At 45.1% G+C, this 23200-nt stretch carries 20 protein-coding genes; all 20 read right to left on the reverse strand.

Translation table 11 applies throughout. The annotated features are described in order from the left end of the window. Positions 1-107: 107 nt before the first annotated feature. Positions 108-716 carry an SH3 domain-containing protein gene (locus CS921_RS08665; RefSeq protein WP_099222961.1) on the reverse strand — a complete coding sequence of 203 codons (609 nt, stop codon included), beginning with the start codon at positions 714-716 and terminating at the stop codon, positions 108-110. 205 nt (positions 717-921) lie between these two features. Next, positions 922-2109, reverse strand: coding sequence for an elongation factor Tu (tuf, locus tag CS921_RS08670; protein WP_099222963.1), 1188 nt, complete (start codon positions 2107-2109; stop codon positions 922-924). 113 nt (positions 2110-2222) lie between these two features. Then, positions 2223-4307: an elongation factor G gene (gene fusA / locus CS921_RS08675; RefSeq protein ID WP_099222965.1), complete on the reverse strand. Its 2085-nt coding sequence runs from the start codon at positions 4305-4307 to the stop codon at positions 2223-2225. Positions 4308-4406: 99 nt separating this feature from the next. Next, the gene (gene rpsG / locus CS921_RS08680) at positions 4407-4877 is read right to left on the reverse strand and encodes a 30S ribosomal protein S7 (RefSeq protein ID WP_099222967.1); all 471 of its coding nucleotides are present in this window, start codon (positions 4875-4877) and stop codon (positions 4407-4409) included. Positions 4878-4909: 32 nt separating this feature from the next. Then, a complete protein-coding gene (gene rpsL / locus CS921_RS08685) occupies positions 4910-5323 on the reverse strand; it encodes a 30S ribosomal protein S12 (protein WP_099222969.1) in 414 nt (137 codons plus the stop codon). A gap of 266 nt (positions 5324-5589) precedes the next feature. After that, positions 5590-5943: an iron-sulfur cluster biosynthesis family protein gene (locus tag CS921_RS08690; RefSeq protein ID WP_162921728.1), complete on the reverse strand. Its 354-nt coding sequence runs from the start codon at positions 5941-5943 to the stop codon at positions 5590-5592. Positions 5944-6034: 91 nt separating this feature from the next. Further along, positions 6035-7429: a deoxyguanosinetriphosphate triphosphohydrolase gene (locus tag CS921_RS08695; protein ID WP_099222973.1), complete on the reverse strand. Its 1395-nt coding sequence runs from the start codon at positions 7427-7429 to the stop codon at positions 6035-6037. Further along, complete coding sequence (locus CS921_RS08700) at positions 7426-7920, reverse strand: GNAT family N-acetyltransferase (RefSeq protein WP_099222975.1); 495 nt, start codon at positions 7918-7920, stop codon at positions 7426-7428. The genes CS921_RS08695 and CS921_RS08700 overlap by 4 nt, the downstream gene beginning before the upstream one ends. A 120-nt stretch (positions 7921-8040) precedes the next feature. Further along, positions 8041-10893, reverse strand: a complete 2853-nt coding sequence (locus tag CS921_RS08705) for an immunoglobulin-like domain-containing protein (protein ID WP_099222977.1) — start codon at positions 10891-10893, stop codon at positions 8041-8043. Positions 10894-11204: 311 nt separating this feature from the next. After that, entirely contained in the window at positions 11205-11849 is a 645-nt protein-coding gene (rpe, locus tag CS921_RS08710; RefSeq protein WP_099222979.1) for a ribulose-phosphate 3-epimerase, read from the reverse strand. After that, a complete protein-coding gene (tkt, locus tag CS921_RS08715; RefSeq protein WP_099222981.1) occupies positions 11846-13861 on the reverse strand; it encodes a transketolase in 2016 nt (671 codons plus the stop codon). Before tkt ends, rpe begins: the two co-directional genes overlap by 4 nt. A gap of 20 nt (positions 13862-13881) precedes the next feature. After that, positions 13882-14547, reverse strand: coding sequence for a ribulose-phosphate 3-epimerase (locus CS921_RS08720; RefSeq protein ID WP_099223074.1), 666 nt, complete (start codon positions 14545-14547; stop codon positions 13882-13884). A 10-nt stretch (positions 14548-14557) separates the two neighbouring features. Then, positions 14558-14998 (reverse strand): ribose 5-phosphate isomerase B, encoded by a 441-nt coding sequence (gene rpiB, locus CS921_RS08725; protein ID WP_099222983.1) that lies wholly within the window; start codon positions 14996-14998, stop codon positions 14558-14560. A gap of 209 nt (positions 14999-15207) precedes the next feature. After that, the gene (locus CS921_RS08730; protein WP_099222985.1) at positions 15208-16239 is read right to left on the reverse strand and encodes a zinc-binding dehydrogenase; all 1032 of its coding nucleotides are present in this window, start codon (positions 16237-16239) and stop codon (positions 15208-15210) included. A 3-nt stretch (positions 16240-16242) separates the two neighbouring features. Continuing rightward, entirely contained in the window at positions 16243-17295 is a 1053-nt protein-coding gene (locus CS921_RS08735) for a galactitol-1-phosphate 5-dehydrogenase (protein WP_099222987.1), read from the reverse strand. A gap of 32 nt (positions 17296-17327) precedes the next feature. After that, a complete protein-coding gene (locus tag CS921_RS08740) occupies positions 17328-18599 on the reverse strand; it encodes a PTS galactitol transporter subunit IIC (RefSeq protein WP_099222989.1) in 1272 nt (423 codons plus the stop codon). A 47-nt stretch (positions 18600-18646) separates the two neighbouring features. Further along, positions 18647-18955 (reverse strand): PTS sugar transporter subunit IIB, encoded by a 309-nt coding sequence (locus CS921_RS08745; RefSeq protein WP_099222990.1) that lies wholly within the window; start codon positions 18953-18955, stop codon positions 18647-18649. A gap of 22 nt (positions 18956-18977) precedes the next feature. Continuing rightward, entirely contained in the window at positions 18978-19445 is a 468-nt protein-coding gene (locus tag CS921_RS08750; RefSeq protein ID WP_099222992.1) for a PTS sugar transporter subunit IIA, read from the reverse strand. 40 nt (positions 19446-19485) lie between these two features. After that, positions 19486-21543 carry a BglG family transcription antiterminator gene (locus CS921_RS08755; protein ID WP_099222994.1) on the reverse strand — a complete coding sequence of 686 codons (2058 nt, stop codon included), beginning with the start codon at positions 21541-21543 and terminating at the stop codon, positions 19486-19488. Between the two features lie 349 nt (positions 21544-21892). Beyond that, positions 21893-23095: a Fic family protein gene (locus CS921_RS08760; RefSeq protein WP_162921729.1), complete on the reverse strand. Its 1203-nt coding sequence runs from the start codon at positions 23093-23095 to the stop codon at positions 21893-21895. Positions 23096-23200: the final 105 nt, after the last annotated feature.

The following is a 23200-nucleotide window of genomic DNA, read 5'->3' on the forward strand; positions in this document are numbered from 1 at the left end:
TCAGTATAGCGAATTTTCCAAAAACATTCTATACAGCGCTGGTTTGAAAAATGACCATTAAAAAGAGAAACCCTGCTTTTCTTCACAAGGTTTCTCTTTAAAATTTATTATTTTACGTTAAGGAATTGTGTGCCAACATAGCCTGTCTGTCCTTTATATTTCACTTGGCTCCAACCGTAGTTGTCTTTGATGAATTCTACTTTTTCACCTTTTTGCAGCGTGCCAAGGATTTTCGACTTCTTGCTTTCTGATGCCCGAACGTATACTGGCGATTTTGCCGTTACTGTGCGTGACGTCTGTTTTGTGGCAGTTGCGGCTTTGGCTTTAGTGCTGGTTGCTTTTTTGCTTGGTTGTTTAGTTGTCGTTTTGCTGGTAGATTTTTGTGCGGAAGTTGCTTCACCCGGCAGATTCAAAAATTGTGTACCAACATAACCTGTTTTACCTTTATATTTCACTTGGCTCCATCCATAGTTATCTTTGATGAATTCTACTTTTTCGCCTTTTTGAAGGGTGCCAAGGATCTTGGAACTTTTGCTTTCTGATGCGCGAACATATACTGGTGATTTTGCTGTCGCTGTTCCGCTCTTAGCTTTAGATGAAACAGTTGCTGCACCGACCGGCAATGCGGCTGCACTGATAGCTGCGAATGTCAGTGATAGAGCGATACCTGTAGCAGCAATGACTTTGATAGATTGAGATTTTAGAACATTATTCATAATTATTCCTCTTTTCTTTAGTTAATAATAAAATGGTATAAGTGCTTGTATCTTTCGGATATCCTTTTGATATTCTTATCATAACCGCTATTCATTTCAAAGTCAATACTTTTGTTACAAAAATATTACATTACATTTCTGTAAGGTTACACGCACAAAAAAACGGCAAGATCTCGAAAGATCTTGCCGTTTGATGAATGATTGATTATTTGCTGATTGTAGAAACAGCACCGGCACCAACAGTACGTCCACCTTCACGGATGGAGAACTTAGTACCTTCTTCAATTGCGATTGGAGCAATCAATTCAACGTCGATTTCAACGTTGTCGCCAGGCATTACCATTTCAGTACCTTCTGGAAGTGTAACGATACCAGTTACGTCAGTTGTACGGAAATAGAATTGTGGACGGTAGTTGTTGAAGAATGGAGTATGACGTCCACCTTCTTCTTTAGTTAGTACGTAAGTTGCAGCTTTGAAGTTAGTGTGTGGAGTGATAGTACCTGGTTTAGCAAGTACTTGACCACGTTGGATATCTTCACGAGATACACCACGTAGAAGCGCACCAATGTTGTCGCCAGCTTCTGCATAGTCAAGAAGCTTACGGAACATTTCTACACCTGTAACAGTTGTTTTCGCAGTTTCAGTAGCGATACCAACGATTTCGATTTCGTCGCCGACTTTAACTTGTCCACGTTCAACACGACCAGTTGCAACTGTACCACGACCAGTGATCGAGAATACATCTTCGACTGGCATCATGAATGGTTTGTCATGGTCACGTTCTGGAGTTGGGATGTAAGAATCAACCGCGTCCATAAGTTCGTAGATTTTTTCTTCCCAAGCTTCTTCGCCTTCAAGAGCTTTAAGCGCAGAACCTTTGATAACTGGAATGTCATCGCCAGGGAATTCGTATTCAGATAGAAGATCACGAACTTCCATTTCAACTAGTTCAAGTAGTTCTTCGTCATCAACCATGTCGCATTTGTTTAGGAATACAACGATGTAAGGAACACCTACTTGACGAGATAGAAGGATGTGTTCACGAGTTTGTGGCATTGGGCCATCAGCAGCAGATACTACAAGGATAGCTCCGTCCATTTGCGCAGCACCAGTGATCATGTTTTTAACATAGTCAGCGTGTCCTGGGCAGTCAACGTGTGCATAGTGACGTTGTTCAGTTTCATATTCTACGTGTGCAGTAGAGATCGTGATACCACGTTCGCGTTCTTCTGGAGCACCATCGATTTGGTCATAAGCAGAAGCTTGAGCCATACCTTTTTTAGATAATACAGTTGTAATTGCAGCTGTTAATGTAGTTTTACCATGGTCGACGTGTCCAATAGTACCAACGTTAACATGGGGTTTTGTGCGGTCAAATTTTTCTTTTGCCATTTTAATAAAATCCTCCTTAATGTTTGAAAAAGTTTTTATTAGAGTTGCCGAATGAAAATCAAACGGCAAGTGTTTCTAACTAAAGTTATACTTGAAGTTCTGCAAAAATGCAATTAATCTTCTTTGTTTCCACCATTTGCTTTAATGATTTCTTCAGAGATCGATTTAGGAACTTCTTCGTAGTGGTCAAATTGCATTGTGTAGGTACCGCGACCTTGCGTAGAAGAACGCAAATCAGTTGCATAACCAAACATTTGTGCAAGTGGTACATAAGCGCGAACAACTTGAGCGTTACCGCGAGCTTCCATACCATCAACACGACCACGACGGCTTGTGATGTTACCCATGATATCACCTAGATATTCTTCTGGGATAACAACTTCAACGGACATGATTGGTTCAAGAAGAACTGGATCACATTTTTTAGCAGCGTTACGAAGCGCCATGCTGGCAGCAACTTTAAACGCCATTTCGTTGGAGTCAACATCATGGTAAGAACCATCATAAAGTTTTGCTTTGATGTCGATTAGCGGGTAACCTGCAATAACACCGTTATCCAGTGCTGCTTCAAGACCTGCTTGAACCGCTGGGATGTATTCACGAGGAACGACACCGCCGACGATTGCGTTTTCGAATTCAAAGCCTTTACCTTCTTCGTTCGGGCTGAATTCAATCCAAACGTGACCGTATTGACCACGACCACCAGATTGACGTACGAACTTACCTTCAACTTGTGCTGCTGTACGGAATGTTTCACGATAAGAAACTTGCGGGTTACCCACGTTTGCTTCTACACGGAATTCACGTCTCATACGGTCAACCAAGATGTCAAGGTGAAGTTCACCCATACCGGAGATGATAGTTTGACCAGTTTCCGTATTTGTTTCAGTACGGAAAGTTGGATCTTCTTCTGCAAGTTTTGCAAGAGCTTGACCCATTTTATCTTGGTCGGCTTTCGATTTAGGTTCGATTGCTACCGAGATAACTGGTTCTGGGAATTCCATGGATTCAAGAATGATTTGATTCTTTTCATCACATAGTGTGTCCCCAGTAGTTGTGTCTTTCAAACCTACTGCTGCTGCAATATCACCGGAGTAAACGATATCGATTTCTTCACGGTGGTTCGCGTGCATTTGTAGGATACGTCCGACACGTTCACGTTTACCTTTAGTCGAGTTTTGTACGTAAGAACCAGAGTTCAAAGTACCCGAGTAAACGCGGAAGAAAGTTAGACGGCCAACATAAGGGTCAGTCATAACTTTAAATGCAAGAGAAGAGAATGGTTCCTCGTCGCTTGCATGACGTTCAGCTTCTTCACCATCAGGTAAAATACCTTTGATTGCTGGTACGTCAGTTGGAGCTGGAAGGTAGTCGATAACAGCATCAAGCATTGGTTGAACACCTTTGTTTTTGAATGCTGTACCACAAACAACTGGATAGAACTCAACTGCAAGTGTTCCTTTACGGATCGCTGCTTTCAGTTCTTCTTTTGTGATTTCTTCGCCTTCCAAGTATTTCATCATTAGCTCTTCATCAAGTTCTGCAACAGCCTCGATTAGTTTGCCATGATATTCTTCTGCAAGATCTTTCATATCTTCAGGAATTTCTTTGATATGTGGATCGTTTCCTAGTTCATCTTCATAAACTAGTGCATGCATTTCAATCAAGTCGATGATACCAGCAAAAGTATCTTCTGCCCCGATTGGAAGTTGGATCGGATGCGCATTAGCATCTAGACGATCGTGCAATGTTCCTACAGAATATAGGAAGTCAGCGCCGATTTTGTCCATTTTGTTGACGAATACTACACGAGGAACCCCGTAAGTAGTAGCTTGACGCCAAACTGTTTCTGTTTGCGGTTCTACACCTGATTGAGCATCTAGAACTGCAACCGCACCATCTAGTACACGAAGGGAACGTTCAACTTCAACTGTGAAGTCTACGTGTCCTGGAGTATCGATGATGTTTACACGGTAGCCATTCCATTGGGCTGTAGTTGCAGCAGAAGTGATCGTGATACCACGTTCTTGTTCTTGCTCCATCCAGTCCATTTGGGAGGCACCTTCATGGGTTTCACCAATTTTGTGAATACGCCCTGTATAGAAAAGGATACGCTCAGTAGTAGTGGTTTTACCGGCATCGATATGCGCCATAATACCAATATTACGTGTCTTTTCTAAGGAGAACTCTCTTGCCATGTTGTTTTTCTCCTTCCATCTTTTCTCTGGCTGATTAAGGCCTTGAAATTATTAGTTTAACAGCAGTACTCGCGGCACAGCATTTAAGCTGCACACGGATTACCAGCGATAGTGAGCGAATGCTCTGTTCGCATCTGCCATTTTGTGTGTATCTTCGCGTTTTTTCACAGAAGCACCAGTGTTGTTGGCAGCATCCATGATTTCATTCGCAAGACGTTGTTCCATCGTTCTTTCACCACGAAGGCGAGCGTAGTTAACCAACCAACGAAGACCAAGAGTAGTACGGCGGTCTGCACGCACTTCAATCGGCACTTGGTAGTTAGCACCACCGACACGACGAGCTTTTACTTCTAGAACTGGCATGATGTTTTTGATCGCTTGATCGAAAACTTCCATTGGATCATTACCAGTTTGTTCTTTGATGATATCGAAAGCAGCATAGAGAATCGCTTGTGATTTTCCGCGTTTACCGTCGATCATCATTTTATTGATTAGGCGAGTTACCAATTTAGAATTGTAAATCGGATCTGGCAACACGTCACGTTTTGCAACAGGACCTTTACGAGGCATTGGATATCCTCCTTTCATGATTTAAGTAAGTATTATTTTTTAGGTTTTTTCGTACCATATTTGGAACGGCTTTGTCCTCTATTTTCAACACCAGCAGTATCTAGAGCACCGCGAACGATGTGATAACGTACCCCTGGCAAGTCTTTTACACGGCCGCCGCGAATAAGAACAACACTGTGCTCTTGCAAGTTGTGGCCGATACCTGGGATATAAGCTGTTACCTCGATACCATTACTCAAACGAACACGGGCATATTTACGAAGCGCCGAGTTCGGTTTTTTCGGAGTCATAGTACCAACACGAGTGCAAACACCACGTTTTTGCGGCGAATTTACATTTGTAAGTTCACGCTTGAAAGTGTTTAGCCCTTTGTTAAGTGCTGGAGAGTTAGATTTTTTGGATTTAGATGTCCGAGGTTTACGAACTAATTGGTTAATTGTAGGCATTGGATGGGTTCCTCCTTTCTCATTTTAGTAGTTCCACACATCCAGGTGGTTCATTTTTTTCGAAAAATAAAATGGCTGCAGCAAATTGTGCAACACTCCTATTATCGAATATCCTCATACTTATAGTAGAGGCACCTTGAATATCATAACACCGTGGGGAGATGATGTCAAGGGGTTTTTGTACGTGAAATTTGTTTGCTTTTCATCCTCTTTTTTACGAATAGCGGACAAAAAAACAGCGCACGTTACCATGCACTGTTTCATCCTTAAGAACGTAAATCTTTCACGGTCAAATTCCCATCGATCACACCGGCATATTCTCCGCTCAGTGTCAGGGCTCCGCTTGCGCCTACTTTGATCGTATTGTTTTGATCGAGATATTTGAGTGAGTAGGGTTTTGCATAGAAGGTGCCTACTGTTGTTTCGATTTCGGCACTGTAGTCTGTGAGAGTTGCTGATTGGCTGGCGATCACCAGTTCAAAATGTAGATCCAGACTGCATGATGCACGGGAATTAGACAGTTCCCCTACCCCGTCATCGAAATTCAGAATGATCTTACTCGATGAATCCAGATATTTTAAGATGCGTGCGTGGGCATCTTCTGTAATCGTTATTTGCATCGTTGCTTCAGTCCTTTCTTCCATTATATGAAGGTCTGTGAAAAAACGGGTACGGACCTTCTTGCTAGGTCTATACCCGTTTTCTGCTTGATTAAATACCGTTCAAGCGATGATATAAGTCTCTTGCAAAGCTGTCTGTCATGCCTGAAATGAAATCCGTAACGAGCAGAAGCCGCAGATATAGCTTCATCGTCTCATCCTGCTCGGCCGCATTTTTGCGGTAACAGCCGATATAATTATCTGAAATCAGCGAGATGAGTCGTTTGTTTTTGGCGGTCATTTTTTCCGGATAGGGGCTGTCGAAGTAGAGCACGGCTGGAATGTAGTCGTCAAGAAGCGCTGTGATGATTCTGTGGCCGGCAATTTCCGATTCAACGACACCACTGTTGACATAGATGTATTTGGCAGACAAGGATTGTAAAATTTGGACGAGCTGCGCCGCTTCCGAGATGTCCAGTAGAGAATGGTCAAAACTGCCCGCCATGATTTCCGGATAATGCTGATAGAATACTTCGAGGGCCCGATTGATCAGCTGGCCGCGGACATTGCTAGCAAGCCACTGCTGGGCAATAAAGCTTTCTTCCTGCCCCATGTAGCGGTCATTTTTCTTTTTCAGCTCGCTATAGACGGCTGCCGTCACCTTGTTGTGGTCCGGAAATTCCTCGAAACCGCGTAAAATTTGCCCGATTGACACGATGCCTTTTTTGACGCCGTCTTCAAGATCGGCATTCAGATAGGCGATATCATCGGCCACTTCCAGCAAATAGGTGAGCGGATGGCGGTTGTTGTCAGCGCCAGTCAGGGCGGTCACCTCGTCAAAGATGGCCTTATCGGCATAGAAATAGCCCAGTTTTTTGCTTTTCACCTGCTTTTTGCTGATTTCAAGTGATGAGACGGGGTACTTGATGACGCTGTTCAATGTGGCGGTCGTGAGGTTCAAGCCGAATTCGTCGAACAGGTAATGTAGCTTGGAAACGACCCGCAGGACTTGTGCATTCCCTTCAAAATGATAAAAGTCCTCCTGCATTTGCTGATTCAAAATGGTGGCTAGCGGCTGGTCCTTATAGCAGACGACCGAAAGATTCTCTTTGAACCATTCGCGGATTGACTCTTCGCCGAAATGGCCGAATGGCGGGTTGCCCATGTCGTGCAGCAGTCCAGCACACGCCAGAATTTCTGGAATATTGGCCTGGTGCTCTGCCGTGAAGTCCGGGTCAAGTCCGTTCTCCAAAATGTGATGCGCGGCCATGTTGCCCATCGATTTGGCAATCGTCGCCACTTCGATCGAATGGGTCAGCCGCGTCCGAATGAAGTCACTTTTCTCTAGCGGAAATATTTGCGTTTTATCTTGCAGCCGTCTGAACGAGGCGCTCATGATGATCCGCTGGTAATCATTTTCAAAGGCCGTTCGAATATCTGAACTTCGGTGCCGTGTCACACCGGATTCTTTTCTTCTCGTATCATTTAATAATTGGCTCCACTTCAATTTAACGTCTCCTCCTTTTTCACGAGCTGCTTCATTTGTGTTTCCGACAACCGATGTACCGTCCAATCTGTCATTGGTTCCGCGCCGATTTTTTCATAAAAACGCATACCCGATTCGTTCTCATTCAAGCACCACCATTCAAAGCGGCCACAATCCCGCTTAAGTGCCAGCTTGGCTAGATGCGCAAAAAATTGGTGGCCGAAGCCTCTGCCGCGCATCTCGGGGACAATGTAAAGATCCTCCAAGTATAGGCCTTTCTTTCCGACCAATGTGGAAAAGTTGTGGAAAAACAGGGCAAACCCGACTGGCTGGCCTTGGAATTCTCCGAAAACCACTTCGGCAGCATGCTCTTCAAATAATGACTGGTTTAAAGTTTCGACTGTCGCCGTAATATCTTTTTCGATTCCCTCATGTTCAGCCAGTTTATAAATAAAATGTAGAATTAATGGGCCATCTTCCCGTGTTGCTTGTCTAAATGTTAACTCGGTCATTTTCTTCCCTCTCTTCTCTGCTGATTATAGCAGAAATCGTTCGCTCCATACAAAAGCAACCAGAAATCCGCCTCATTTTCCAGCAGGATTTCTGGTTGCATTTACATTTATAAGATGAAATTATTTTTTGCGAAACAGTTGAACGGCGCCGACTGTCAGGAGTAAACCTGCCACGATGCCGACTGGATGATTTTGGTCACCTGTTGTTGGCAATGTGGTAACTTCCGCTTTTTTCGTTGCGGCTGTATCTGTGGAAGCTGGAATGACTGTCGTTGTGTTATTTGTCGTGTTGTTAGTCGTTCCACCTGTTGTGTCATCAGTCTTTGTACCGCCGTCTGTATTGTCATTCGATGGGTCGTCGCTTGGCACTGTGCCGCCGTCGTTATTATCATCGGAATGATCTACTACTGTGACGGTGATTTCTTTGTCGGTAGTGTTGCCGTCCGAATCGGTCACTTCATAGACGACGACATATTGGCCTGCTGTGGTCGGGTCGACAGTGTTGATGATCACATCAATATCTGGTGTCAGATCGCCGTCTTCCGCGTCACTCGCTGTTGCATAATCGTATGGATCGAATGACGTGTTGGCATCGATGGTGACATCATCTGCATCAATGACTGGTGCTGTATCAGGTTCAGGCGCTGGAGTAACAGGATTCACGGTTACCTTGATGGTTTTTTCCGTCATTTCGCCGGCTGAATCGGTTACCTGATAGGTGACGTGATATTCGCCTGGCGTGCTAGTGTCGACATCGCTCGCTGTGACTACTAGGTCTGCTGTCAAATCACCATCTTCTGCGTCGCTGGCTGTTGCATAATCAAGCGGGTCGAACGAGCTGTTTTGATCCACTGTTACATCTTCTGCTTCTATGACTGGTGGCGTGTTCGGCAAGGCTTTTACTGTTACGGAAATCGTTTTGTCGGTTGTGGCACCTGCTGAGTCGGTTACTTCATAGGTGACACTGTAAACTCCCGGTGTACTTGTGTCGACGGTGTTTTCTTTGACGACTAGATCAGCGGTGATGTTTCCGTCTTCCAAGTCGAATGCATAGGCATGGTCGAGCGGGTCAAACGTGCTGCCCTGATCGATTGTTAAGTCTTTGGCTGTGATAACCGGTGCTTTATTGGGCTCCGGATTGACTGTGACAATAATGGTTTTTTGTGTTGTGGCACCGGCTGAATCGGTTACTTCATAGGTGACATTATATTCGCCGGGAACGCTTGTATCAACATCATTGCTTACGACTACAAGACTGCTTGTAATGTCGCCGTCTTCTTTGTCGCTGGCTGTTGCATAGTCAAGCGGGTCAAAATTGCTACCATAATCAACCGTTACATCGTTCGCGTCGATTGTTGGCGGCGTGTTTGGTGCTGGGTTGACTGTGACGGTGATGGTTTTGGTTGTTGTGGCACCTGCCGAGTCGGTTACTTCATAAGTGACGTGATACTCGCCCGGCGTGCTGGTGTCCACATCGTTCGCTGTGACCACTAGGCTGCTTGTGATATTGCCATCTTCCACATCGGCTGCTGCTGCGTGTTGAAGCGGATCGAATGTGCTGCCTTGTTCAACCGTTATATCTTTTGCAAGAATGCGCGGTGGGATGTTAAGATTTGGCGCCAATGGGTCAACGGTTACTTTGATTGTTTTCGTCGTGGTGGCACCTGTCGAGTCGGTTACTTCATAGGTGACATGGTATTCGCCGGCTTTTGAAGTGTCTACATCATTATCAATAACTTTTAGGTTGCTTGTGATGTCGCCGTCTTCCAAGTCGGTTGCCGAGGCATAGTCGAGCGGATCGAATGTGCTGAACCGCGAAACTGTTACATCATCTGCATAGATAACTGGCGCATCGTTGACAACGTGGACAACAAAGGTTTTAGTTGTTGTAGTTCCATAGCTGTCTGTAACTGTACACGTGATTGGATAATCTCCGGGTACTTCATTATTGACCGTACCTGAAAATTGTAGATTGGACGTGATGTCGCCATCTTCTGTATCGCTGGCTGTTGCATAGGCAGCAAGGTCAACCGTATCATGGACATGGATGGTCGTATCTTCTGCATGGATAACTGGCGTCCATTCGAGCGGTTGGACAACTTGGCCGCTGAAATAGAAGGCCTTGCCGGTTGTTTTAGCTTCGGATGTATCTGAGAAGCTGAAATTATAGGTCAATTGCTTGGTATCAAGCGGAACATTGCTCCATGAAATTAACCCGGTCGACTGATTGTAGGTCCCATTGTTTGACAACTTATTCGGAACGATCAGATTATTATCCAACCCAATAATTTTATTTTCTAAAGAAAGTTGCGGGTTTTCTGAATCAATGACTGCGGTTGGCATTGTGATGGTTTGATTTTCTACATCCACGGTTCCAACATATTTATCATTGAGGTAAGAAACATCATAAACGTGATTATCCAGCAAGTAGACGGCATGGATATTGGGTAAATCTTCCAGTACGGATATATCTTCAATATCGTTATTAATCGCATCCAGATTGGTGAGTTCTTTCATATTTTGAATGGGTGAAAGATCCGTAATATGGTTGCCGACGATATAAAGTTGATTGAGATTAACTAAGCCAGATATGGCAGAAATGTCTGACAAATTATCGTTATTTAAATAAAGTTTCTTTAAATTCTTTAAATTAGAAATGGGGGTGAGTGATACATTGCTTAAATCGCTGTTTTCAATGGCAAGCTCATCCAGATTAGTTGCATATTGCAATCCTTCTAAACTTGTAACGCCCGAATCACTGCAAGATAATTCGCCTGTCATGCTAGCTAGTTCTTCCTTGGTAGGTTGATGATCTGAATTTTTGTCGTAGCCCAGCTTCTCATTGATGCAAGCTCTAAGTGTTGCATCTGGCACTAAACTGTCTGCTGCCTGTCCATCTATCGGCCAGTAAGCAAAAACTGAAAATGCGGTAAGCAACATAACGCCAAAAATTGCCATAAGCTTTCTTTTCATGCGTTTTTCCCTCTCTCTTCGGTGAATTTAGTTATTACTTTAATTTAATATTATATACGGATGCAAGAATGGCAAAATCCGTTTTTAACACTGATTTGGATTTATTTTGTGACAAAAAATTTAATTTAGATATTTTTTGTCTATGAACGTTTTATTTTTGTGAAATATCAGCTGAATTTCAAGCTTTTTTTGTCTATTTGTCGCTCGGAAATACAGCGATTGAAAGGTGAATCTTGCGCGCTAAAATGAAACAAAGCAGGACATGGCATGAGGTGGAGATGCCGTGTCCTGCTTTTCTATGACTTGTGCCGTTATTTTTTCAGTAATTCCACGCAGCCTGCTTTATCTACCTGTCCAAAAAAGTAGGATCCTGCTACGAGGATATCTACGCCGCTGTCTTTACACAGATCGGCTGTTTCCTGATTGATGCCGCCGTCGACTTCGATCAAATAGTGCAGGTCGTGCTGTTTGCGAAACTGGTCGAGATACTGGATATTCTGCAAGGTCGACGGAATGAAGGACTGTCCGCCGAAGCCGGGATTTACGGTCATCTGCAGGACGAGGTCGACTTCTGGTAAAATGGGCGCGAGAACGCTTGCCGCTGTGCCGGGATTCAGAACGACACCTGCCTTACAACCGGCCGCTTTGATCTGCTGAATGGTATTGTGGATATGCGGGCAAGCCTCGATGTGGACGGAGATGATTTTGGCTCCTGCCTTGGCAAAATGCTCGATATAGCTTTCCGGCTGGCTGAGCATCAAGTGAACATCCAGCGGGATACGGGCGGCTTTGGCGATTTGGGCTACCATGTCAATCCCGAATGTCAGGTTGGGGACAAAATGGCCGTCCATGACATCGATATGCAGGTAGTCGACGCCTGCTTGTTCGGCATCTGCAACTTCCTGTCCAAGATGCAGATAGTCGGCGGCTAAAAGCGATGGGGCTACAAATGTCATACTTCTGCACCTTCTTTTGCGATCAGTGACTCTACTTTGGCTGCTATGTTTTCCGGCGTGAAGCCGAGCGCCTTGAATAGGACGGCAGCTGGGGCTGATGCGCCAAATTGGTCGATCGTATGGGTATCGCCGCGGTCGCCGATAATGTCACGCCAGCCATATGGGCTCCCTGCTTCAATGGCAAAACGGGCTGTGACGGCGACTGGTAAAATGGCTTCCTGATAGCTTGGGTCGGTTTTTTTGAAGCGCTCGACGGATGGCATGCTGATGACGGAAACGTCGATATTTTTTTCAGCAAGGAGTGCTTTGGTATCAAGGGCCAATGAGACTTCCGAACCGGTCGCAATCAGTAGCGCATCCGGCTGATCTTTGGTGGAGCCGGCGACGATATAGGCACCATTTTCCACACCGTGGGCGGCTTGGTTTTCTTGGATGGGCAGCACCGGCAAATCTTGGCGGGACAGCACGAGGGCAATCGGGCCGGATTGGTTGCTGATAGCGGTTTTCCATGCGGCGCTGGTTTCTTTGGCATCTGCCGGACGAATCACGGTCAAGCCTGGCATTGCCCGCAGTGAAGCGAGCTGCTCGATGGGTTCATGGGTCGGGCCGTCTTCACCCACTGCAATGCTGTCATGTGTGAAAACATAGGTGACGGGCAGTTTCATCAAAGCGGCCATTCGGATGGCTGGTCGCAGATAGTCAGAAAATACGAAGAAGGTGGCGCCGAATACACGTAAACCGCCGTGCAGGGCCATTCCGTTCAGCATGGCTCCCATGGCAAATTCGCGCACGCCAAACCAGATGTTGCGGCCGGATGGGTCATTTTTTGTATAGGCTGGGCTGTCAGTGATGAAGGTTTTGTTGGAGCCGCCTAGATCTGCAGAGCCGCCGAATAGTTCGGGAACCTTTGCTGCAAGCGTATTGATCATTTTTCCGGAAGCTGTCCGGGTGGCCATTTGCGTGCCTGTTTGGAATTCCGGCAGGTCTTTGTCCCAATTTTCGGGCAGTCCCTGTGTAAGTACCCGTTCAAACTGCGCGGCAAGTTCTGGATATTCTTTTTGATAATTTTTGAAAAGGTTGTGCCAAGTTTCCTCGAGTTTAGCGCCGCGAGCCGGATAGTTTTTCAGATAGTTGGTCACTTCTTCTGGAATAGTGAAGGGTTCTTCCTGCCAGTCGTAATTCGCTTTGACGAGTGCCACTTCTTGTTCGCCAAGCGGGGCGCCGTGTGAAGCCGACTTGCCGCCTTTATTGGGCGAGCCGTATCCGATGGTCGTTTTTACTTCGATCAGCGTTGGGCGGTCGGTTTGTTTCTTGGCGGCGACGATTTTTTCCTGAAGGGCGGCGAGATTGTTGCCATCTTCTACGCGGAGCACTTCCCAGCCGTATGCTTCAAAGCGAGCGGCGGCATTTTCACTGAACGAGGCGCTTAGCTCACCGTCAAGTGAGATATCATTTGAATCGTATAAAACGATGAGTTTTCCAAGTCCGAGATGGCCAGCGAGCGATGCGGCCTCGGAAGCCACGCCCTCCATCAAGTCGCCGTCTCCACAAATCGCATACGTATAGTGGTCGACTAGCGGGTATTGCGGTTTGTTGTATTCCGCTGCTAGATGGGATTCAGCAAGTGCCATTCCGGCGGCCATTGCGATGCCTTGTCCGAGTGGGCCACTTGTAGCATCAACGCCTGCTGTATAGCCGAATTCTGGATGTCCCGGCGTGCGGCTGCCAAATTGGCGGAATTGTTTCAAGTCGTCTAGGGTGACATCAAAGCCGAACAGGTGTAGCAGGCTGTAAAGTAGAGCTGAGCCGTGTCCTGCCGACAGAACGAAGCGGTCCCGATTGAACCAGTCGGGATTTCCTGGATTGAAGTTTAAATGTTTGGCAAACAGCATGTATGCCATTGGCGCTGCCCCCATCGGCATGCCGGGATGTCCCGAATTTGCTTTTTCAATCATATCGATCGACAACGTGCGCAGGGTATCGATTGTCTGCTGATCTAATGTTTTTTTCAATTGTATTCTCTCCTTTTTCATTACTCAATTTCCGACCAGATTTTAACGGCGCGTTCGGCGTAACTGGTCGTATCTTTTTTGTGGAACAGGGCGGATGTGCCGAGTACAAAAACATCCGGAAGATCGTCTTTCATCAGGCCGATTGTCTCGGCTCCAATATTGCCATCCACTTCGATGAGCGGGCCGTATGGATTGTCCGCTAGTTTTTCTTTTAACTGCTTGATTTTCTCCAGTACAGGCTGCTGAAATTTTTGCCCGGCAAAGCCTGGATTCACGGTCATCATCAATACCATGTTGACATGATCCAGATAGGGGTAAATTTCTTCCACAGGGGTCTCCGGATTAAGGGCGATCGACGGTTTGATGTTGTAGCTCTTGATTTTACGGATGACCTCCATGACATCATCAGCGGCTTCCACATGAAACGATATATATTCTGGACGGGCCACGCTGAACATTTCGACATATTTGAGTGGTGTGATCGTGGCTAGGTGAATGTCGAGCGGTATGGTCGTTTCCTCTCTCAAAGCCGCCAAATATTCCGGTCCCAAAGCTAAATTATTCACATAAACGCCGTCCATGACATCACAGTGCAAAAGCTCGATGCCGGCTTGTTCTAGCCTCCGAAGCTCGTCTGCCAGATGAAATTGATCGGCGCACATGATCGATGCTGCTACTTGTCGCAAATTTTCCACCTCATTTTTGTTCGAGTTTTTCAAGCAGGTCGAGACGGCGTTTGTGACGGCCGCCTAAGAATTCTGCCTCTAGCCATGTATCGACAATCCGGAGTGCCAGGCTTTCACCAATCACTCGCTCGCCAAGGCAAAGGACGTTGCTGTTATTATGTTCACGTGTGGCCTGTGCGGAGAAGCAGTCTGAAACAACCGCCGCTCGAATACCGGAAATCTTGTTGGCAGCAATCGACATGCCAATCCCCGTTCCGCAGCACAAAATCCCTAAATCGGCCTCCCCGCGGATGACGCGTTCGGATACTTCCTCTGCATAGGACGGGAAATCCACACTGTCATCACTGTATGTGCCGATGTCTGTCATTGTGATACCTTTTTCTTCTAAATGGCGGACGATTGCATCTTTTAATTTTCTGCCGCCGTGGTCTGCACCTATTGTAATTTTCATTTATTTTCACCTTCGTTAATCATTGTTTTGTTCGCTCAAAAATAGTGCTATAATAGCTAAGAGTTAAGGAAAAGAGGGCTGTTATAAGCCCCCTTCCTTACTTATGAAAAGGGTGACTTCTATCATGTCCGCAGCCGGCCAGCTTGGATTTTTGATATGGAGTGATCCTTTTTTTGTTGGATTTTCCATCTTCGTCACCCTTTCATTCTTTATGATTTTACTAATACTTTGATTTCATTCCCTGCCATCACGGCTTCAAATGCTTCGCGCCAGTGATCCAGGTCGTAGCGTTTTGTAATCATTCGGTCGGCATCAATTTTGCCTTGTGCCAAAAGGTCGAGCGCAATGATCCATGAGCTTGGTTTCTGCGAGCGGCTTCCGATATATTCGATTTCACGTTGGATAATTGCTTCTTCGTCGATGGCATTTTTCTTTTCGGCAAAAAGTCCCACCTGAACAAATACACCTTTTTTCTTCGTAAGTGGCAAGCCCTGATTGACTGCTGGAACAGCTCCCGAACAATCGAATACACGACTAGCACCATAGCCATCTGTCATTCCAAGGACAATATCATCCAAGTCTTCGGTCAATGTGTCGACGATCCTGTGTACGCCGAGCTCTTTTGCAAGTTCCAGACGCGCCTTATCTTTCGTGATGCCTGCCATGATTACTGTTGCATCTTGTGCCAGAACGACTTGTGCAAGTAGCAGTCCGATTGGGCCTGGTCCAAAAATCAACACGGTATCTTCTTTGGTGACGGTCGTCTTTTCGAGTGCTGCATGAACACAGCATGCGAGCGGTTCTGTCAATGCTGCGGCTTCAAAGCTGATTTTCGGATCTAGCACGTGACAGCTTTCTTCACGAGATAGGACAAATTCTGCAAAGCTGCCGTCTGCCTGTGTGCCAATGCCTCGGCGATTGCTACATAAGTTATAGTCTTTTTCCTGACAATACATACATTCGCCACACGTTTCAAAAGTGGTTTCACTTGTTACACGATCGCCCACTTCGATATGTTTGACTTCTGGCCCGATTGCCACGACTTCACCGGAAAATTCATGCCCCAGTGTGACGGGTGTTGTTGGATTTTTATATTCGCCTTTGAATGTGTGGATGTCTGATCCGCAGATTCCGGTGAAAGCTACTTTGATTTTGACGCGATCCCCGTAGACTTCCGGTTCCGGTACATCTTGAAGGTCCATTTGGTCATAGCCGGGATTCAGTTTTCTGACTGCTTTCATTGTTTATTCCTCACCCTTCTGCGGTAAAATCATTACTTTGTTGTAATCCTCCTGCCGCGATAAAATCATCTTAAAAGCATCGGCAGTTTCTTCTACTGGATAGCGATGCGAGATCAGCGGTTTCAGTTTGATTCGTCCCTGTTTGACAAATTCGATCGATGTCCGCCACTCTTCTCCCGGGAACGGTGCAGAATAGGAGTTCCAGAAGCCTTTCAGTGTCAATTCGCGACGGAAAATATTTTCAAATGCTTCTTCGTGTAAAAGGACATCTGCATAAGCAATTCCAAGGTAGCCCACTTTTCCTTGTTTGCGGGTGACGAGCAAGCACTGCTCCTGTGTGATTTTGGAACCGGCACACTCAAGTGCAATGTCGGCACCTAGTCCATTGGTGATTTCAAAAACACGTGTCCGCAAGTCTTCATTTTTCGGATTGATCGTATAGCGGCAGCCGAACGCCTTTGCTTCTTCCAGCTTTTTGTCACTGATGTCAACGGCGATGATGTCTCCCGCGCCTGCCAGTTGTAGACATTGAACGGTCAGGATGCCGATCGTCCCGATGCCAAACACAACGACGGTATCACCTAGGCGCGGCTTTATGCCAAGTACGCCATGCATCGAAACGGCTAACGGCTCGATCATTGCCCCTTCTTCAAAGTCCATGTCACCAATTGGGATGACGTTGCTAGCTTTCATGACGACATTTTCGGCAAAACCGCCGTGGAAATGTGAGCCGACCATCCGGTAGTGATCGCAAAGGCTGAACTGGCCGGATTTGCAGTAATGGCATTCACCGCACGGCTCGAGTGGAATTCCTGCTACACGGTCGCCAAGTTTGACATCTGTCACGTTTTCGCCGACTTCTGTGATAACACCGGCAAATTCATGGCCCATTACGGCTGGAAGCGGATATTTCCAGCGAGTCTGCATTTTGTGGATATCTGAGCCGCAAATTCCTGCCGCCATGACTTTGACGCGTACGGAATCTGGTCCGCAGACTGCTTCTTCAATTTGTTCTGACTTTATAACATTATTTTCATAGAGCACAGCTGCCCTCATTGAATTTCACCTCGGTTAATAATTGACTTCGATTAGAAAATGGCTGCCCATAGTTGCGAGAATTTAAGGATGATCCAGTTGAAGAAGTTACCGCCCATATCAAGCGAGCTGACTTCTGTTGCGCCTTTAGGGAATTCGTAAACGCCTTTCATCATTTCTGTATGAACAGGTGCAAAGTCTGTTGCCATCAGAAGGGCGAGTGCGATAACGACTGTCCCCGCTAGAACTGAGTGCAGGATGTTCCCTTTTCTACTTGCTACAACGAAGGACACGTAGAATGGAATGGTTGCAAGGTCGCCAAATGGCAGTACCTTATTACCTGGGATGATAACTGCAAGAAGAAGTGTGATTGGCACTAGGATCAAACCAGTAGAAATATTTGCTGGGTGACCGATAGATAGTGCGGCATCAAGTCCGATGTAAAGCTCGCGGCCTTTGAAGCGGCTCTTCATGAACTCACGTGCTGACTCGGAAATTGGAATCAAGCCTTCCATCAAAATCTTCACCATTCGCGGCATCAAGAACATAACGCCGGCCATTGAGATACCTAATTTGAAGGATTCACCCACATTGTAGCCTGCAAGCAAGCCGATTGCGATACCTAGGAAAAGGCCCATCATCATCGGTTCGCCAAAGATGCCAAACCGTTTTTGGATGGTTTCCGGGTCGACGTGGATGTTTTTGATACCAGGGATTTTTGAGATGACCCAGCCAACTGGGATTCCGATGAAACCAAATGCGGCTGTCGAACCGGTTGGAAGCGAGACGCCTTTTAGTCCGTAAAAGTCTTCTACCATATGCTGTGTTCTATCTGCCATCCACAGAACGAGTACTTCGTAGATGACTGCACAAAGAATGGCGAACCACCAGCTGCCGCCTGTCACGATGTAACCGGTTGCACCTGCTGCAATGAAATGCCAGTAATTCCAGATGTCAAAGTCGAGTGTTTTGGTAGCTCTGACTAGGATGAGTAGTAAGTTGACCACTAGACAAACCGGAATCAAAATAGCGGCAACGGGGGAGGCCCATGATGCGGCTGCAGCGGATGGCCAACCTGCGTCAATAACAGTGAGGTTCATGCCGAACCGCTCGACCATTTGTTGTGCGGCGGGACCTAAGTTATCGGAAAGTAGGCTGATAACCAGGTTGATCCCCACGAACCCGATACCAATTGTAATAGCTGAACGGATGGCCTTTTTAACAGGAACACGGAAAATAAGAGCGATGAAAAAGATGTCAATTGGCAGAATGACAGTCGGCCCGAGATTAAGGACATACTGCACGCCCGATAGTAATGTATCCATTTTGAAATTTCCTCCCTATGAGTAAAGATTAGTGGGACTGTAGTTTTCTATACGCACCGGACAGCCCCAACCGATTTATTCAGATGACTGAGGATCTCTTCGTCCAGTTCTTCCATGCCGATACCTGTGATATAGCTTGTTGCGATGATAGCTGGAATGCTGTAAGTGGTTGGTAAAATAGTGGTTGATACGATCAAGTCGGCATCATTTTGCAAGGCTGCTGCTTCCGCGATTTTGATTTGTTTTACTTCTGCATCTACATTGTGTTCTTTGACCAATCGTTCTACACGATCTGTTACGACTGTTGAAGTGGCGATTCCTGCTCCGCATGCGACTAAAATTTTAAATTTGCTCATTGTATGTTCCTCCAATTTTTTATTATTTAGCGGCGATCTTCGTCAATACGTCGATGATATCCGCTTCATTTTTTGCTTCAAGAAGTGCGCTGATATTCTCCTTGTCTTGGATGATCCCCATTAATTGCTGCAAAACTTGCAATTGGCTGTGCGGTTCATTCAGTCCGAGAACAAAGATGACTTCCGCTTTGACAGACTGATTTTTATCTTCCATCAGGTTGAACGGAATTCCGCTTTCTGTTGTTAATACCGCGATGAATTGTTCATTCACGCATTCAGGATCGGTATGCGGCAGTGCCACGCCATATCCATCAAGTTTCAACCCGGTTGGGAAAACTTCTTCACGGTCAGCAAGTTTTTCAAGAAAGCTGGCTGTTACATAGCCGTGTTCCTGTCCACTAGCTGCGACTGTCTGAAAAACCTCTTGCTGATCATGGCAATTTGTTTTGACCCATATCATTTCTTTCTTTAAAAATTTGACTAAATCCATTACGATTCCTCCTGTAGTGCGGTCTGACTTAAAAATTTGTTCATGATATTGCTTTTCCCGTATAAGTTTTAATAATTGCATGCATCTCCTGCGAATTTTCGGCTTTTGCCAGTTTCTTCAACTGACTGCTCATTCCTGCAAGCTCCATCAGCCCGAGCAATGCTTTAAAATGGGCGTTCTTGTCAATTGCTGCAATGACTGCAACAAAATGAAGTTTGCTCCCATCCTCTAAAGGCAGGCCCTTTTCGATATAAAGCAGGCTCATTCCAAGCTTTTGAACACCTTTTTCCGTCTCTGCATGAGGAATTGCAATTGTCTTTCTAAGAATAATGTTGAAATTCGGTTCGGGATATTGGCGCAGCATTTCGTCGATATAGCCTTCTGTGATCGAGCCATCCGCATGAAGAGGTTCAGCCGCCAGTTTGATTGCCTCCTGCCAGTTCTCCACCTGATCGACTCGTTTAATTCGCGAAATCGGCATCAAGTCGGCCAGTCCTTGTTCCGCCTCCAAATCTTCACTCGCGTCCTCTGCCCTGACCAAATAATCGGCAATCACTTTTTCAAGACGGGCACGATCGCTAATCACAGCATATTTGTCGATCACTTTCATCAAACCGTCGACACTGACGGAATAATCATTGATCATGTATACGGAACGCATGACGCGTTGTCTGAGCTCGAGTCGTTCCTTTTCATCCATGACCTGTCCGACAAGAAAAATCTTTTTGTCTGTTGCAAGCGGGACTGCTGAGAAAACCAGATCATAGGCCACATTCGTATGTTCAAATTCTCTGATTGACATGGCCTGATAGAAAAAGATTTCAGGAAATAGATTGCGGAGTGTTTTTTCCATTAATTTGGAAATGGATAGACCGTTCGGACAAACAACGACGGCTTTCAGTCTTGTCTGCAGCTTCTCAGTGGTTTCGATCAAATGTCCGCCGATAAACAAGGTGATAAAGATGCTTTCGTTTTCCGGGACTTTGGCACCGATAAAATCTTCGAGCGGTTTCAGCGATTCTTTAACGATATAATGAACGGCCTGAAATTCTTGATCAATGCTGTCCAGAATACTGTAGTCTGTTGTCAGATGGTACTTGATGCGGTAATAGGCAGGCTTGATATGTGCAAATAGTTTATCCAGCAGCACTTCTTTATCAACCAGCTGCACGACGGCCTTTCTTTCAAATTCTGCCAGTACTTCTCGGAGCGCCTGTTTTAAAAGTGGCATCTCTTCCGATTTCAAATACTGTTTCGGCAGCACGTTGGATGTTAAAAGCTGAAGCGTGATATACATGCGTTCTTCTTCCGTTATTTTGGGCTGATCTTTGAAAAGAATCTCGGCCGCTCCGTATTCCCGCGTGTCTGAGAGTTCACGGGAATCAATCATAAAGCTCGTCTGGATGGTCTGGCCGCGACTGATTCTTCGGAAAATCGCCTCTAGGATGTAAGGAAGGATTTGCATCTTGCTGTCGATAAAATGCAGATTCAAATGTATTTCCACTTGTTCCAATTTTTTTCGCAAGTTTTCAATTTCAGCGGCATCCACTTGCATGAAACGTCTTAAAAATTCTTCTCCGCCGTAGCTTTCAATAATGTGTCCTGCTGCGTGAAGTAGTGCTGTCCGTTTATTCCACTCGTCTCCCACAATCAGGTAGCCGTTCATCCGGGTATACTTGACTTCGAGATGGTAACGTGCCAAAATCTGCTGCACTAATTTGAGATCACGCAGTACAGTGTTCTTGCTCACCTCCAGTTCGCTGATAAAATGATTAAGGGATAGTTCTTCATTCTTGGTGATCAGCATGAGGATGATCAAACTTGCGCGTTCCCTCTCGGAAGGAATATACCAGTCTGTTTTCTCCCCTTCATCTTCGCCAATCAATTGAAACAGGTCAGGTTGGGTGATGAAACGTCCGCTTGCTCCCCTGTGGATCCGCGAGTGTCCTTGCTCTTCCAGCCAATTATTGATTTTCTTGAAACTGTAGTCGACTTGGCGACGCGATAGATTGAATTTTTCTTGCAGTTTCGTGCCGGTTATATCGGGATGACGCAAGAGTTCTTTTAGTAAAGTGTCGCTTCTTTCATCCAAATACATCTCGTTCCCTCCTGTTCGTTTTTATTATAAAACGAATTTCACTCAAAATGTACACGCTTTCATCCCAATATATTGTCGAGCGATTGTACAACTATGGGATTTACTTGTGACTATTTTAACAATCCTTTCTGACTAAAATAGCGAAAACGACTGTGGTTCTATGTTTTGAAAGCTTGTTATTTCATTATACAATTAGCCGTAAAAGTTGGAAATGCACAATTTGGAGCTATTTTTGTGAGATAAAACAAATTGAATGAGTATATTGTCATGTCAATGTGAGGGGAAGGGGTATTTCTAAAATAAAAACCAGCCCTTTTTGGAGAGCTGGTGCTGGTTGAGTTCTTGCTTTTTAGGCGAGGGGGTATTCGTTTAGTAACGTCTCAGCAAAATTTTCATCTAATGTGTAACGTGATGGACGATCGCTCACTTTTACCAAATAGCCTTTATCTGCCATTTTTTTGGTGGATTTCGTGATTTTTCCTCTGGCTCCATATATTTTCATTTCAATTAGCTGGGCATTCGTTATTTGATTATTTTTTCTGCTAAACAGCCAGCTTTGGGTGAGGATAAACAGAATTCCACAATCAGCTTTGGTTAGTTCGGGATCTTCTTTTGCTAACGTTTTGATCCCTGCATGCATTCTGTCTAATTTATTTCTTTTCTCTTCCATATCCTCTAAAATCATAAACTGCCCTTCTACTAAAAATTCCAGCATTTGTTTGCAGAAGAAGGTAATCTCCCCTTTATTTAGAGGATGGGAGGCTTCTTCAAACGCCTTATAATAAGGGTTTTTATGACGATTGATAATATACGAGAAAGTGATGGCAGAAAAGGGATCCAGCTTCTTTTTAATCAAAGAGCATACGAGATACCTGCCTGTTCGACCATTTCCATCATAGAAAGGATGAATGTATTCAAAATAATAGTGAATTACCATATATCTGTAGAGCTCTGGCATTTCGCTCGTTTGTAGAAACTGAATCAGTCGATTTAGATAATCAATAATCCTGCTCTCCGGCTCGACTCCTTTATGCGTGAATTCACCATTTTTTTGAACGCCGACAAATTTCTTTCTAAAGATGTCACCATCAAGTACATCTTCTTCTTCGACTTCGTCAGCAACTAGTTCATCATAGATAGCTCTAATCTGCTGTACATTCCTTATTTCATTGTAGTTATCCACGTGCTGGTATAATTTGACCAGCCCGAGAAATCTTTTAGCACTCTTTGAAGGCTTTCCTTTTTTGTTTAATTCCTCTAATGCTTCTGCGATTTCTTTTTTAGTGCTTCTGACACCTTCAATTTCATTTGTACTTTGGAGTTCATTAATAAGCAAAGCATCTAGATATTGCTGTAGAGCAGGGCCTGGCAGCTTTTTACTCTGTAATTCGATTGCTTTACTATTTTCCATCGCTTGAATTAACAGGTTTTGTAATTCTGGTGTATTGACTAAAAATAAGGTTACTTTTTCTGTTGAAAAGGAGCCATTGGCAATGGGGGTCATTTCCAGATCAGTCTCGTATGTGCCGTAACTGCTTTTGCGTTGTTGCAATTCCTTCTTGTACGCTTCCTCGTTTTGATGAAAGATTTTTTTTAGCGGATAGTATTTTTCCATCAATAACAACCCCTGACTTTTCATTTTAAATATATATTATCA

The sequence above is a fragment of the Listeria costaricensis genome (assembly GCF_900183385.1).
Lineage (GTDB): Bacteria > Bacillota > Bacilli > Lactobacillales > Listeriaceae > Listeria > Listeria costaricensis.